Source organism: Pedobacter sp. UYP24 (assembly GCF_054057295.1).
The window spans coordinates 437,396-451,259 of the sequence record NZ_JBSRZD010000002.1 but is presented as its reverse complement, the minus strand read 5'-3'; the positions used below and the strand labels follow the sequence as shown (position 1 = coordinate 451,259).

General features: G+C 38.7%; 11 protein-coding genes and 1 riboswitch. Of the genes, 7 read left to right on the top strand and 4 right to left on the bottom strand.

Annotated elements, in window-relative coordinates:
* Positions 1-5 precede the first annotated feature (5 nt).
* Positions 6-1,253 carry a competence/damage-inducible protein A gene (locus ACVWYN_RS06635; protein WP_457288045.1) on the top strand — a complete coding sequence of 416 codons (1,248 nt, stop codon included), beginning with the start codon at positions 6-8 and terminating at the stop codon, positions 1,251-1,253.
* Positions 1,254-1,303: 50 nt separating this feature from the next.
* Positions 1,304-2,602, top strand: a complete 1,299-nt coding sequence (locus tag ACVWYN_RS06630; protein WP_457288044.1) for a dihydrolipoamide acetyltransferase family protein — start codon at positions 1,304-1,306, stop codon at positions 2,600-2,602.
* A gap of 65 nt (positions 2,603-2,667) precedes the next feature.
* Here the strand turns inward: ACVWYN_RS06630 and ACVWYN_RS06625 are convergent, their stop codons facing one another.
* The 4 genes from ACVWYN_RS06625 to ACVWYN_RS06610 all read right to left on the bottom strand — a co-directional run bounded on the left by ACVWYN_RS06625 (position 2,668) and on the right by ACVWYN_RS06610 (position 7,917).
* The gene (locus ACVWYN_RS06625; protein WP_457288043.1) at positions 2,668-3,909 is read right to left on the bottom strand and encodes a homoserine dehydrogenase; all 1,242 of its coding nucleotides are present in this window, start codon (positions 3,907-3,909) and stop codon (positions 2,668-2,670) included.
* A gap of 7 nt (positions 3,910-3,916) precedes the next feature.
* Complete coding sequence (locus tag ACVWYN_RS06620) at positions 3,917-4,975, bottom strand: homoserine O-acetyltransferase family protein (RefSeq protein ID WP_457288042.1); 1,059 nt, start codon at positions 4,973-4,975, stop codon at positions 3,917-3,919.
* Between the two features lie 23 nt (positions 4,976-4,998).
* A complete protein-coding gene (locus ACVWYN_RS06615; RefSeq protein WP_457288041.1) occupies positions 4,999-6,303 on the bottom strand; it encodes an O-acetylhomoserine aminocarboxypropyltransferase/cysteine synthase family protein in 1,305 nt (434 codons plus the stop codon).
* A 214-nt stretch (positions 6,304-6,517) separates the two neighbouring features.
* Positions 6,518-6,631, bottom strand: a riboswitch (SAM riboswitch).
* Positions 6,632-6,798: 167 nt separating this feature from the next.
* Positions 6,799-7,917 (bottom strand): trans-sulfuration enzyme family protein, encoded by a 1,119-nt coding sequence (locus ACVWYN_RS06610; protein ID WP_457288040.1) that lies wholly within the window; start codon positions 7,915-7,917, stop codon positions 6,799-6,801.
* Positions 7,918-8,033: 116 nt separating this feature from the next.
* Between ACVWYN_RS06610 and ACVWYN_RS06605 the strand changes: the two genes are divergently transcribed.
* The 5 genes from ACVWYN_RS06605 (at position 8,034) to mutS (ending at position 13,860) form a co-directional block, all read left to right on the top strand.
* Positions 8,034-8,522: a hypothetical protein gene (locus tag ACVWYN_RS06605; protein WP_457288039.1), complete on the top strand. Its 489-nt coding sequence runs from the start codon at positions 8,034-8,036 to the stop codon at positions 8,520-8,522.
* Between the two features lie 105 nt (positions 8,523-8,627).
* The gene (mqnE, locus tag ACVWYN_RS06600) at positions 8,628-9,821 is read left to right on the top strand and encodes an aminofutalosine synthase MqnE (protein WP_457288038.1); all 1,194 of its coding nucleotides are present in this window, start codon (positions 8,628-8,630) and stop codon (positions 9,819-9,821) included.
* Positions 9,822-10,433 carry a histidine phosphatase family protein gene (locus ACVWYN_RS06595; RefSeq protein ID WP_457288037.1) on the top strand — a complete coding sequence of 204 codons (612 nt, stop codon included), beginning with the start codon at positions 9,822-9,824 and terminating at the stop codon, positions 10,431-10,433. It abuts the gene before it with no gap.
* Between the two features lie 5 nt (positions 10,434-10,438).
* The gene (locus ACVWYN_RS06590; protein WP_457288036.1) at positions 10,439-11,164 is read left to right on the top strand and encodes a menaquinone biosynthetic enzyme MqnA/MqnD family protein; all 726 of its coding nucleotides are present in this window, start codon (positions 10,439-10,441) and stop codon (positions 11,162-11,164) included.
* 86 nt (positions 11,165-11,250) lie between these two features.
* Positions 11,251-13,860, top strand: coding sequence for a DNA mismatch repair protein MutS (gene mutS, locus ACVWYN_RS06585; RefSeq protein ID WP_457288035.1), 2,610 nt, complete (start codon positions 11,251-11,253; stop codon positions 13,858-13,860).
* Positions 13,861-13,864 lie beyond the last annotated feature (4 nt).

Genomic DNA, 13,864 nt, shown 5'->3' with positions numbered 1-13,864 from the left:
CTTATATGCTAGCAGAAATAATTACCATCGGCGATGAGATCCTGATCGGCCAGATCGTTGATACAAATTCAGCCTGGATGGCCCAACAGCTAAACTTGATTGGTCTAAAAGTAAAGCAGATTACTTCCGTTTCTGATGATGCAAATCACATTATAGAAGCACTCGGGTATGCAGAAAAGCGTGCCAGGGTAATTTTTATAACTGGTGGTTTAGGTCCGACTAAAGACGATATTACCAAGACTACATTGGCTAAATATTTTAATATGGGCTTTAGACGAGACGAAGAAACCTTAGTGCATATTGAAGGAATTTTTGGACGACTGGGCAGACCAATGATTGAATCCAATAGGAAGCAAGCTGATGTGCCCAACGGTTGTATCGTTATACAAAATAAAAATGGTACAGCTCCCTGCATGTGGTTTGAGCAAAATGATAATATCATCATTTCTATGCCTGGTGTACCTTTTGAGATGATGTACCTGATGGAAGAAGAGATACTTCCAAGATTAAAAAAAATATTAAAACTCCCTTATATAGTGCATAAAACAATTTTGACTGCTAATATTGGAGAGTCTTTTTTGGCAGCTGAGATTGAACCAGTAGAAGATGGCTTACCCGAGTATATCAAATTAGCCTATCTTCCTAAGCTAGGCCAAGTTAGATTAAGGTTAAGCGGAACAGGGGAAAATGAAGCGTTATTGAAGCAGGAGGTAGAATTGTATGCACAAAAGATCATTTCCCTGATCAAGCCTTATGTAGTTATAGAAGATGATATTGCTTTAGAAAAGGCCGTTTTAAATGTAATGGAAGCTAAAGGCTTAACGCTTTCCACTGCAGAAAGCTGCACAGGAGGTTACATTGCTCACCTGATTACAAAGCATCCGGGTTCATCAGCTGTTTATAAAGGCGGTGCAATAGTTTATGCTAATGAGTTAAAGGAATCTAGTCTGGGCGTATCTTTAAAGACAATTGAAAACTATGGAGCAGTAAGTGAACAAACTGTAACCGAAATGGTTAAAGGAGCATTAAGTAGATTTAAGACTGACTATGCAATTGCGGTAACTGGTATAGCAGGGCCAGGTGGCGAAATGCCGGGCAAGACTGTTGGTACTGTATGGATTGCAGTAGCTGGCAAAAGCAGAACTATTGCAAAGGAGTTTAAATTTGGCAACAAGCGCATGCAAAATATTGAACGGTCTGCTTCGTCAGCCTTGATGATGCTGCTTAATGAACTTAAAGCCGATGAGGTTTAAGTCTTCAAAATACTTTACTTTTGCATCCAACACCAATTATAGAATAAAAAATGGCTCATTACGAATTATTGTTACCTAAAATGGGGGAAAGTGTTGCGGAAGCGACTGTTATAAAATGGACTAAGCAGGTTGGAGATCAAATCAAACTTGATGATACTGTTTTAGAGATCGCTACGGATAAGGTAGATTCTGAAGTTCCTTCTCCTGTTGCTGGAAAGCTTGTTAAACAATTATTTAAAGAGGATGATGTGGCACAGGTTGGTGATGTAATTGCAATTATTGAAACAGAAGGCGGTGATGATACATTGAAGCCTGATGTTATTGAACCGTTTCAGTTTATTCAACAAGCAAGTGTGGTATCGGCTAATATACCTGGTATTGAACAGCTACCTGTATCCGATCGCTTTTATTCTCCGCTAGTTAAAAATATCGCTACCCAGGAAAAGATATCAGTTGCCGAGTTAGATAAAATATCCGGAACCGGGGCGGAAGGTCGCCTTACTAAAGATGATCTTTTAAATCATATCTCTAAAAATAATGGGACACCAAACTCAATAGAGGCCCCGTCCGTAAATACTTTAAACAGGCCTGTTGAAAAAATTGAGTCGGTGACAGCTAAACCTTTAATCAATGTTGGTGGGGAAGATGAGATTATAGAAATGGATAGGATGCGTAAACTTATTTCTGAACATATGGTAATGAGTGTAAATACATCGCCACATGTGACATCATTTGTAGAAGCTGACGTTACCAACATGGTACTGTGGAGGGATAAGGTAAAAACAGTTTTTGAGAAACGTGAAAATGAAAAGATCACTTTTACGCCTATTTTTATTGAGGCTGTTGCTAAGGCTATCCGGGATTTTCCAATGATCAATGTATCAGTAAATGGAACTCAAATTATTAAAAAGCGGGACATAAATATTGGTATGGCAGCTGCGCTTCCAAACGGGAACTTAATTGTTCCTGTTATTAGGAATGCAGATCAATTTAACCTTGTTGGTTTAACAAAGTCAGTTAACGATCTTGCAAGTCGCGCCAGGAATTCAAAATTAAAGCCAGATGAAACCCAAAATGGAACTTTTACCTTAACAAATGTCGGTTCGTTTGGAAATATTATGGGTACACCCATAATTAACCAACCTCAGGTAGCCATACTCGCTGTAGGGGCCATTAAAAAGAAGCCTGCTGTTTTGGAAACAGAATTTGGAGATGTGATTGCCATCAGACACATGATGTTTCTTTCCTTATCTTATGATCATAGGGTTGTAGATGGGGCGCTGGGTGGATCATTTGTAAAAAGAGTGGCAGATTATCTGGAGAATTGGGATATCAACAGGGAAATCTAATATAGATATATGTAAAATGAAGCGGGCCTCAATTTGAGACCCGCTTGCTATCAAAACAAAAACAACTAATTAAATAATACCTCTTCTTCAGAAATCACGTTAATCTGATGTTCTGTATAAGTATATCTTCCTGTATGTGCTATGAACACGTCTTTTTGTTCAAGCAACTCCCGGTTTGCAAGTAGGTTTTTCAAACTTACATTTCCAATTACATATTTATAATCATTTCTTGAAAAGCGTTCCACGATTTGATCAATTTTTAGCTTTTCTAACGTGTATTCATGCTCATAACGTAAGTAAACTTCAATGTTGACATTATCTGTATGGATTAGCCCATTTTGCTGGTGATATTTTTTATACTCATAGCGATAGTCATATCTTAAAGCAGCTATATCTGAAAGCACCGCGGCTCCCGTTGGATGTCCACCTGCACCTTTTCCGAAGAAAAACTGCTTGTCTGCAAACGCAGCCTGTACTGTTACTCCATTGTATTCATTTTCTACGTTGAAGAGAAAATCATCAGCTTTTACAAATTTTGGAAGTACATAAGTAACCACTTGCTTGGTGCTTATTTTTCTGGCTGTGGGAACTAATTTAATTTTAAAGTTTTTTTCCCTTGCGTACCTGATGTCATTTTCATTCAGATTCTGTATTCCAATATTCAATATCTTATCAGGATCAATAAAAAGACCGTAAGCATGCGCTGTTGCAATTGCCAGTTTAAATTTCGGGTCATAGCCTCCAACATCAAGTATTGGATTGCTTTCAGCGAAGCCCAGATCCTGAGCTTGTTTAAGCGCTAGGCCGTATTCCAGGTTCTCATTAAATATTTTCGATAAAATATAATTGGAAGAACCATTAAATATTCCGCTAATGCCATGTAACAACTCATTGTCGTAGTATTCTTCCAGATTTCTGATAATTGGGATACTTCCACACACTGCGCCTTCGTAAAGCAACGATGATCCATACTCTTCTTGCAAGGCCACCAGTTCACTCAGGTGTGTAGCAATCATTTTCTTATTGGCAGATACAACGTTCTTTCCAGTTGTTAATGCTTTCTTTACAATGTTGAAAGCGACAGCGGCATCATCTATTAGTTCCACAATGGTGTTGATCTCGGGATTGTCAAGTATCTCGTTGTGATCCGTGGTAAACAGCTGCGCATCAAGAGACCTCGTTTTTTCCGGATTCTTAATAGCGATCTTGACGATTTCAAGGTTGAGGTCCTGGCCACGAATGATATCATGCAATCCTTGTCCAACTACCCCAAAACCAAACAGACCTATTTTAAGTTTTTTGCTCATCTACGTGTTATGCTGTTTTATGTAGTTTAATTATTTTTTTATTGGAAGTTTCTTTTAGAAAATTGCCAATGATGTTGGTTAACATATCTGTTTCAATCAAAAAGCCATCATGCCCGTAAGAAGACATGATACTCTTAAATGAAGCATTTTGAATGGTCTTGCCTATAAAATCCTGCTCTGAGAGCGGAAACAGCACGTCATTCTCAATCCCAATTACCAGGGTATTCGCATTTACCAGTTTTAATGCATCATTGACACTCTTTCTTCCCCTACCTACATTATGGCTATCCATAGCTTTTGTTAAGAACCAGTAGCTATAAGCATTAAATCGATTGCAAAGCTTTTCGCCCTGATAGTTTTGATATGAAGATGCTCTGAAATTCATTGTCTTTTCATTCACACTTTCCAATTGGGTCGTAGCATAAGCTTCGTAGGTTCTATAGGAAAGAAGCGCGATACTTCTGGCAGTTTTAAGACCTTTTAATCCCCCTTTGGGTTGTTGTGAATAAAAAGTCCTATCTGTTGAAATTGCCAAACGCTGACTCTCATTGAAAGCGATGCCCCAGGGTGAATGAACAGCATTGGTTGCTAGTAATATTAAATTTTCTATTCTGCTATTTTCAATGATTGACCATTCAAGTGCCTGCTGGCCACCTAATGAACCACCAATCAATACTTTGATATTCTTAATTTCCAGGTGTACGGCCAACAAACGGTGAGCTGCCACAAGGTCTCTTATGGTAAATTCCGGAAAAGCAAGATAGTGAGGTAAACCAGTAGTCGCGTTAGTACTCAAAGGATTGCTGGTACCATAATGTGATCCCAATACATTGGCACAAATTATATAGTGTTCGGCTGGATTAAATAAATCATTCTCTCCAAAAAGACCTTTCCACCAGTCTAATACGTCAGCATTAGCTGTTAAAGCATGGCATACCCAAATTACGTTGTCCTTATCTGCATTTAATTTACCCCAAGTCTGATAAGCTATTTGAAGGCCTGCAAGTGTTTTGCCGCTTTCAAATTCGAAAATATCATTGTGGAAATAGGTAGAAATAGTACTCATTCAATTAATTGGGATAATGGATATTAGTGAAAAATAGCGGCAAATGCCTGTTCAAGATCAGCCTTGATGTCATCTATATGTTCAATTCCGACAGATATTCTCAGTAAACTTGGAGTTACGCCAGCAGCTAATTGTTCAGATGCACTTAGTTGCTGATGCGTAGTAGCCGCTGGTTGGATAATCAGCGTTTTCGCATCACCCATGTTTGCGAGGTGGCTGATCAGCTTAAGGCTGTCTACCAGCTTGGTAGCATTTTCGAGATCGCCGTTTAGTTCAAATGACAACACTGCGCCAAATCCATTTTTAAGATATTTTTTGGCATTCTCATGATATGGACTGCTTTTTAATCCCGGATAGTTAACTTTTTTTACTGCCTCATGGTCTTCCAGCCATTTGGCCAATTCCAAAGAATTATCTACATGGCGCTGAACTCTGAGTGATAATGTTTCCAGACCCTGAATTAATTGAAAGGAATTAAATGGTGAAATGGCAGGACCAAAATCTCTTAATCCCTCAACTCTTGCACGAATGATGAACTGGATATTGCCGAATGGCCCAGCGGCTCCAAAAACATCACTAAAAACTAGTCCGTGGTAACCTTCAGAAGGTTCACTGAATTGAGGGAATTTTCCATTACCCCAATTGTAATTTCCGCCGTCAACAATTACTCCACCAATACTGGTTCCGTGTCCACCAATCCATTTTGTGGCGGATTGAACAACGATGTGGGCACCATGTTCCAATGGTCTAAACAAGTATCCTGCAGCGCCGAAAGTATTGTCTACAATCAATGGCAGATCATGCTTATTGGCAATTGCGGCTAATTTTTCGAAATCAACAACGCTAAAAGCAGGGTTTCCAATAGTTTCCAAATAAATGGCCTTTGTGTTGGCATCTATCTTTCTTTCGAAATCGTCCTCATCATCGCCGTTGGCAAATCTTACCTCTATTCCCAGGCGTTTAAAGGCAACTTTAAATTGATTGTAAGAACCCCCGTAAAGATGAGAAGAAGAGACAAAATTATCCCCAGCCTGTAAAATGTTGTTTAAAGCAATAAACTGGGCTGCTTGTCCTGAGCCAACCGCCAGAGCGGCAACACCTCCTTCTAAGGCAGCAACCCTTTTTTCAAACACATCAGTAGTTGGATTCATGATGCGTGTGTAAATATTTCCAAATTCTTTTAATGCAAACAGGTTTGCACCGTGCTCAGAATTTTTAAATCCAAATGAAGTAGTTTGGTAAATAGGAACCGCCCTTGATCCTGTTGTAGGATCGATTTCCTGACCTGCATGTAATTGTAATGTTTCGAATTTATAGGAAGTTGACATGTTTTCTTATTTAAATGAATTGATAGAACTGAATTTTACCCCGCCGAGGAGCGCAATATTTTCCGTACCCTTTTTATGGGCCTTCCTAATGAATAGAGAAATGCAAATGGAAGATTTATAAATTATAATATGCAACAGCACATACACAATACGCACTGAGGTATAAAAAAATTCATTTGCTCTGGTGAGAATTTTTCATTTTTCATTTCGTTCCAATTTATCTTTCCAATAAGCACCATGCTTCTCGGTCAGGAATTGGCACCTTCTCCATTTTGGGAGGGTTGCCAGTGGGTCATAGAGCCTGTCTCTCGCCACTTCTTTATAAATCAAACCTGTAAAATAGGATTGACTTTTCTAGCTATCGCTAGATATTAGTACAAATGTAATGGGGTAGTTTGCAAAAACCAAAATATAATTCTGAATATTTTGTAACTAATTGATTTTTAAAAATATAATTTATTTAACACGAGCTTAATCTATACAGATTTACACTGTTTATTGCTGCAAAGCTTGGTCAATATCCATAATTAGATCGTCAATATGCTCCAGGCCTACTGATATCCGAATTAAATTCTGTGGGGTTTTGGTATCCGGCCCTTCTACCGATGCACGGTGTTCTATCAAGCTCTCCACTCCCCCTAAGCTGGTTGCCTGGGAAAATATTTTAACGGCATTCACTACGCGTCGGGCTTCATCAGCACCACCTTTAACCAGAATGGAAAGCATTCCGCCGAAAGCAGTCATCTGTTTTCTTGCAATCTCGTATTGTGGGTGAGAAGGTAAGCCGGGATAAAAGACTTTTTCCACTGCATCATGTGCTTCCAAAAACTCAGCGAGCGCAAACCCATTTTCACTATGTGCTCGCATTCGGTAGGGCATGGTTTTAATGCTTCTTAATAATAAAAAGCAATCGAAAGGTGAGGGAACAGCGCCGCCAATCTGTTGTACATTGCGTACTGCCTGCCACAGATCATCTTGTTTGGCTGTAATTAATACACCCCCTAAAACATCGCTATGCCCTCCAATGTATTTTGTTGATGAATGCATTACAATATCTGCACCTAGTAATATTGGATTTTGGAGGCATGGAGAAGCAAACGTACTGTCGCATGCCAATACCAAATTGTTTTCATTTGCAATTGCAGCAATAGCTTCAATATCTGTTATTTTAAGTAACGGGTTTGATGGGGTCTCAGTCCAAATTAAAACAGTATTAAGCTTAATATAAGATTTGATCAGCTCTAAATTTGTTTGATCTATAAAATCGAACTCCAGTGTTTCTGCAAAAATAGATTGCAATTGTTTCTTAAATCCCCAGTACATATCGTCGGGTGCGATAATATGACTGCCTGGCTTTAATGCTTGAAAAAGACTCATGCCAGCCGTGTTGCCTGAAGAAAATGCACAAGCATCCACACCCTTTTCCAATTCAGCAAGAGTTTTCTCAAGATTCGATCTGTTTGGATTACTAACCCTGCTGTAAACATGTCCACCAGAATAGCCACCATCCTCATCTCTTAAAAACGTAGTTGACAAGCTGATCGGTTTTATTACATCATTTGTGCTCGCTTTAAATAGGTTTCCGGCGTGTATAGCTAGAGTTTCAGTCTTCATTATATAGATGTTAAATGCTAAAATTTGTGTTTAAAATAAAGTAATGATAAAGGTATAGAATATTACGTTTAAGTTTTGGCAAGATTTATGTAATTGAATAGCAAAATAACATTCATATGAAAAGAATATTCCTAATAGCAGCCATTTTATGTAGTTCATTGATGGTTTTACAAAGTTGCTCACCCAAGGGAGCAGCCAGTACCAACGTATCAAGAGGTAAGATTACCGGTAACTGGGTTTTAAATGACATTACATTTGAAGGGGTGCCTCAATCTGCCGTAAAATCTTTGTTTGATGAAGGATCTTACACTTGTTTTATCGGAAGTACATGGAGCCTAACAAATAGTGGTAATGGGACATACACATTGCCTGGTGGTGGTAAATGTGTAGCCAAAACACAGTCTATTTACTGGTCAGCTTCTCCATCAGATCAAACTTTCCAGTTTAAAAAGATTTTTGAAGGGGATAAAGCTAAAAATGTAACAACAGGCTATCGTCTAATGCTTTCATCAGGGAACGGGGACAATCTTGTAATTAAATCTCCTGTAGAATACGGTACATCTCCTGCTTACATCGTATTGAACTTTACAAAAGCAGTAAAGTAAGCTAATGTAAAATTTAAGTAAAGAGGGCGTCTATAAGGCGCCTTTTTTTTGGTATAGAACTATGTTAGTCGTTTTTATCTTACTTTTGTTCCATATCAATAACTAATGGAAACTACTTCAAAATTAGCGGTAATTATCACTGATCAGGATATACCTGAGCAACATAGATTAATTGCGCAGAAAGTATTAAGCCAGCAAAGAATTACATTTAACGAAGGAGTTTATCTATATCAAAGTGCAGAACTCGGTTATTTGGGTACTCTGGCGAACTACATAAGAGAGCAGAGACACGGCGATAAGACTTATTTCAATAAGAACTTTCATCTTGAACCAACCAACCTTTGTGTATACGATTGTAAGTTTTGTTCCTATTCCCGTTTAATTAAACAAAAGGATGAAGGGTGGGCATTAACGCTTGAGGAAATGCTTGACGTAGTGAGGAAATATGATGGAGATCCTGTTACAGAAGTTCACATTGTAGGGGGAGTTTTGCCGCAATACGATGTGGCATTTTATTCGACGTTATTTTCAGCGATAAAAAAACACCGCCCTGAATTACACGTAAAGGCATTAACTCCGGTTGAGTACCACTATATTTTTAAGAAAGCCAAAATTGATTATGCCACTGGTATGAGATTAATGAAAGAGGCAGGATTGGAATCTATTCCTGGTGGCGGGGCAGAGATATTTCATCCTGAGGTACGAGAGGTTATTGCAAAAGATAAATGCACAGGAGAACAATGGCTTCAAATTCATGAGGAGTGGCATAAATTGGGAATGCGTTCTAATGCCACCATGCTTTATGGGCACATCGAAAAGTTTGAGCATCGGGTAGATCATATGGAGCAGCTACGCCAACTTCAAGATCGTACAGGAGGTTTTCAAACGTTTATACCGCTTAAATTCAGGAATCAAAATAACCAGATGGAAAATGTTTCAGAGGTCTCAGTTATAGAAGATCTTCGAAATTATGCAATATCGCGCATTTACCTGGATAATTTTGACCATATCAAGGCTTACTGGGCAATGATTAGCAGGCAAACTGCACAGCTTTCTTTAAATTTTGGTGTCGATGACATAGACGGTACGCTGGACGATACCACCAAGATTTATTCGATGGCTGGAGCTGAAGAACAAAATCCTGCGATGAGTACCAAGGAGCTTGTTGCACTGATTAAACAAGTGAGGCGTAAGCCAATTGAACGTGATACTTTATACAATGTGGTAACAGATTTTACTGATGTTGTTTTTGATGAGGACATAAAGCCTCAATTTTATAAGTTGCCGGTTATTAACTAAATGGATAAACAAATATACATCATCAGGCATGGTGAAACAGATTTAAATAAACAGGGAATAGTACAGGGTAGGGGTATTAACAGTGATTTAAACGATGCGGGTAGAACACAGGCTGAGTCATTTTATGCCAAGTACAAAGACGTTCTTTTTGATAAGGTATACACCTCTAAGCTGGTTCGCACACATCAAACCGTTAAAGGTTTTATTGACGCTGGTATCCCATGGGAACAACTGGCCGGTTTGGATGAGTTGGCATGGGGCATTTGGGAAGGAAAACCCAACGATGCAAATGCCATTACTGCTTTCAAGAATATAATGGACAAGTGGCAGGGCGGAGATTACGATGCTTCTTTTGAAGGCGGTGAAAGCCCGAATCAAGTCCTTTTAAGGCTTAAAGAAGCTATAGATATCATTTCCAGCAAAGCTGATGAAAAGCTGTTGTTAGTTTGTATGCACGGGCGGGCAATGCGATTGCTGTTATGTCTTTTAACTAATAAGCCATTGTCAGAAATGGGCGATTTCCCTCACCTCAATACAACGCTTTACAAAGTCAATTTTATAAATGGTCTTTTTCAAATTGTAGAATTCAACAACACCGATCATTTAAAATAATTCTTTTGGATAAGTTTAAAATTTCTGCTGTTGCTTACACCAACACCAAGCCTTTCATTTATGGTATATCACATTCGGATATTGCCAGTAAAATAGAACTGAGTTTGGATATCCCTTCTGATTGTGCTGCGAAATTGATTGATGGTCAAGTGGATATAGGTCTGATTCCCGTTGCTGCAATACCTAACGTTCCTAATGCAAATATTGTTGCCAGTTATTGTATAGGCTCTGTCGGTGCCGTTAATTCTGTTTTTATTTTTAGCAATGTGCCTGTCCATGAAATTAAGACACTAAGGCTGGACAGTCATTCCCGAACGTCTAATAATCTGGCCAAAGTTCTTCTGAAATTCTACTGGCAAAATGATGTTGATTATATTACGGATATTGATACGTTAACTGATGCAATCGTTTTGATTGGAGACCGTACTTTTGGTAAAAAGGATTCCTACAGTTTTGCATATGATATGGGTGAAGAATGGATGAATTTTACTGGTCTTCCTTTCGTATATGCCGCATGGGTTGCCAATAGGACAATTCCTGATGAATTCATATCAGAGTTTAACAAAGCATTGGCACTAGGGCTATCTTATCGCAAAGAATTACTAAAAGAACTGCCAGTATACCAAGGTTTTGATTTGGAAGATTATCTGTTTAATAAGCTAGATTTCGAACTTACTGATAAAAAGAAGGAGGCATTACAGCTGTTTTTGTCGTACATTTCAAAACTTTAGACCTATTCACAATTTTTAACTTTTCCACAAATCATAAAGCCTACAGATCAAGGTAGTATATTTACGATTTTGTAAACAGATATACTTTGGCTAAAGATACTTATAAGGAAACACCCTTAATGCAGCAATACAATGTCATCAAGGCAAAGTATCCTGGCGCATTGTTGTTATTTAGAGTTGGTGATTTTTATGAAACTTTTGGAGAAGATGCGATAAAAACTTCGCAAATTTTGGGAATTGTGCTGACAAGGAGGGGTACTGGCCCAAATGGTGCATTAGAGCTGGCAGGATTCCCACATCATTCTCTAGATATTTATCTTTCCAAGCTTGTCCGCGCTGGGCAGCGTGTTGCCATCTGCGATCAGCTGGAAGATCCAAAAGCTACCAAAACCATAGTTAAAAGAGGTGTCACAGAGTTAGTCACTCCGGGTGTAGCGTATAGCGATAATATTCTTAGCCAGAAGTCCAATAACTATCTGGCAGCCGTTTATTTTGATAAAAATGTTGTTGGCGTTTCTTTCGTAGACATCTCAACAGGGGAGTTCCTCGTTGCCCAAGGGGATGCAGAGTACATCGATAAGCTGCTTCAGGGTTTTAAACCAAATGAAGTGGTTTATCAGAAAAGTAAACGCAAAGAGTTTGTTGAGCAATTTGGCGACAAGTTTTATACCTTTCATTTGGACGACTGGGCTTTTACAAATGATTATGCAAATGAGATTCTAATTAAGCATTTTGAGGTCAATTCTTTAAAAGGTTTCGGTGTAGATAAATTGCAAACTGGAATTGTTGCTGCGGGCGTGGTTTTACATTACTTAAATGATACAGAGCACCGCAACCTTAAACACATCAGCTCGATTGCAAGGTTGGAAGAAGATACCTATGTATGGTTGGATAGGTTTACCATCCGTAACCTGGAACTGGTTAGCTCTCCTCACGATAATGCCATTACTCTATTTCAGGTTCTAGATCAAACCTCAACCCCAATGGGTGCCCGTTTGCTCTATAAATGGATCATTATGCCTTTGAAGGAGTTGAAGCCAATAAAAGAGCGATTAGGGATGGTAGAGTATCTTGTTAAGGAAGAAGAGCTATTGGATGGTTTTTTAAGCCACATTAAGCAGATAGGTGATCTGGAAAGGCTCATATCTAAAGTTGGTCTTCAGAAAGTTGGTCCCCGTGAACTTAGTCAGTTGAAGAAGGCACTATATCATATAGAGTCGGTTAAAAAATTAGCAGAGGATACGAAAAATCCTTTTCTAACAGTGCTTGCTGACCAGCTTAATCCTTGTTTAACCATTCGGGAAAAGCTAGAAAGAGAACTGCAGCAAGACCCACCAGCTTTGTTAATAAAAGGAAACGTTATAGCAGACGGTATAGATGAGGATCTGGACCGCCTCCGTAAAATTGCTTTTGGCGGTAAGGATTATTTAGTAGAAATCCAAAAGCGTGAAGCCGCATCCACAGGTATACCCTCCCTGAAAGTAGCATTTAACAATGTTTTTGGTTACTATCTGGAGGTGACACACACGCATAAAGATAAAGTTCCTGCAGATTGGATTAGAAAGCAAACACTGGTTAGTGCAGAAAGATATATTACTCCTGAATTAAAAGAATATGAGGAGCAGATACTTGGAGCAGAAGAGAAAATTCAGGTTATTGAAATTAGGTTATACAATGAGTTAATGTATCAAGTTTCTGCCTATATCAAACAAATTCAACTCAATGCTTTCTTAATAGCACAGTTGGATGTATTGTTATGTTTTGCACAGCTGGCTATTAAAAATCATTATATAAAACCGGAAGTTAACAACCTTAAAACTCTGGATATTAAAGGAGGAAGACACCCTGTTATAGAGCGGCGTTTGCCAATAGGTGAGGAGTATATTACCAATGATGTATTTTTGGATAACGAAAACCAGCAGATTATCATCATTACCGGGCCAAACATGTCAGGTAAATCAGCTATACTAAGGCAAACAGGCTTAATTGTCCTAATGGCTCAAATGGGCTGTTTTGTGCCTGCAAAAACGGCATCCATCGGCTTGGTTGATAAAATATTTACCAGAGTAGGTGCGTCAGATAACCTTTCATCGGGTGAAAGTACCTTTATGGTAGAGATGAATGAAACAGCAAGTATTCTGAATAATATATCAGATAATAGCTTAATTCTTTTAGATGAGATCGGTCGAGGTACCAGTACATACGATGGTATTTCTATTGCCTGGGCCATTGCAGAATTCCTCCACCAGCACCCAACGGCCAAACCTAAAACCCTGTTTGCTACCCATTATCACGAGCTCAATGAATTGGCTAATACAATGGGACGTATTAAAAATTTCAATGTTTCTATTAAAGAAGTTGGTAATCGAGTGGTCTTTTTAAGAAAGCTTGTGCCTGGTGGAAGTGAGCATAGTTTTGGTATTCATGTGGCAAAAATGGCTGGCATGCCTCCAAAGCTTATCAACCGTGCCAACGAGATTTTAAAGAAACTGGAGATTGACAGAACCGAGGGTCAGAGTATTAAGGATAGCATTAAAAAAGTTCAAAACCAAGCTTACCAATTGCAAATGTTTGCAGTAGAAGATCCAGTTTTGGTGAAGATCAGAGACTCCATTAATAACCTAGATGTAAATATACTTACGCCTGTTGAAGCATTGATTAAACTTGACGAGATCCAACGGATTATTAAACAGTAAGCCT

Excerpts from the sequence above, each read along its gene's own strand:
- ACVWYN_RS06635 (WP_457288045.1), top strand. The coding sequence starts at position 6 with ATGCTAGCAGAAATAATTACCATCGGCGATGAGATCCTGATCGGCCAG.
- ACVWYN_RS06630 (WP_457288044.1), top strand. The coding sequence starts at position 1,304 with ATGGCTCATTACGAATTATTGTTACCTAAAATGGGGGAAAGTGTTGCG.
- ACVWYN_RS06625 (WP_457288043.1), bottom strand. The coding sequence starts at position 3,909 with ATGAGCAAAAAACTTAAAATAGGTCTGTTTGGTTTTGGGGTAGTTGGA.
- ACVWYN_RS06620 (WP_457288042.1), bottom strand. The coding sequence starts at position 4,975 with ATGAGTACTATTTCTACCTATTTCCACAATGATATTTTCGAATTTGAA.
- ACVWYN_RS06615 (WP_457288041.1), bottom strand. The coding sequence starts at position 6,303 with ATGTCAACTTCCTATAAATTCGAAACATTACAATTACATGCAGGTCAG.
- ACVWYN_RS06610 (WP_457288040.1), bottom strand. The coding sequence starts at position 7,917 with ATGAAGACTGAAACTCTAGCTATACACGCCGGAAACCTATTTAAAGCG.
- ACVWYN_RS06605 (WP_457288039.1), top strand. The coding sequence starts at position 8,034 with ATGAAAAGAATATTCCTAATAGCAGCCATTTTATGTAGTTCATTGATG.
- mqnE (WP_457288038.1), top strand. The coding sequence starts at position 8,628 with ATGGAAACTACTTCAAAATTAGCGGTAATTATCACTGATCAGGATATA.
- ACVWYN_RS06595 (WP_457288037.1), top strand. The coding sequence starts at position 9,822 with ATGGATAAACAAATATACATCATCAGGCATGGTGAAACAGATTTAAAT.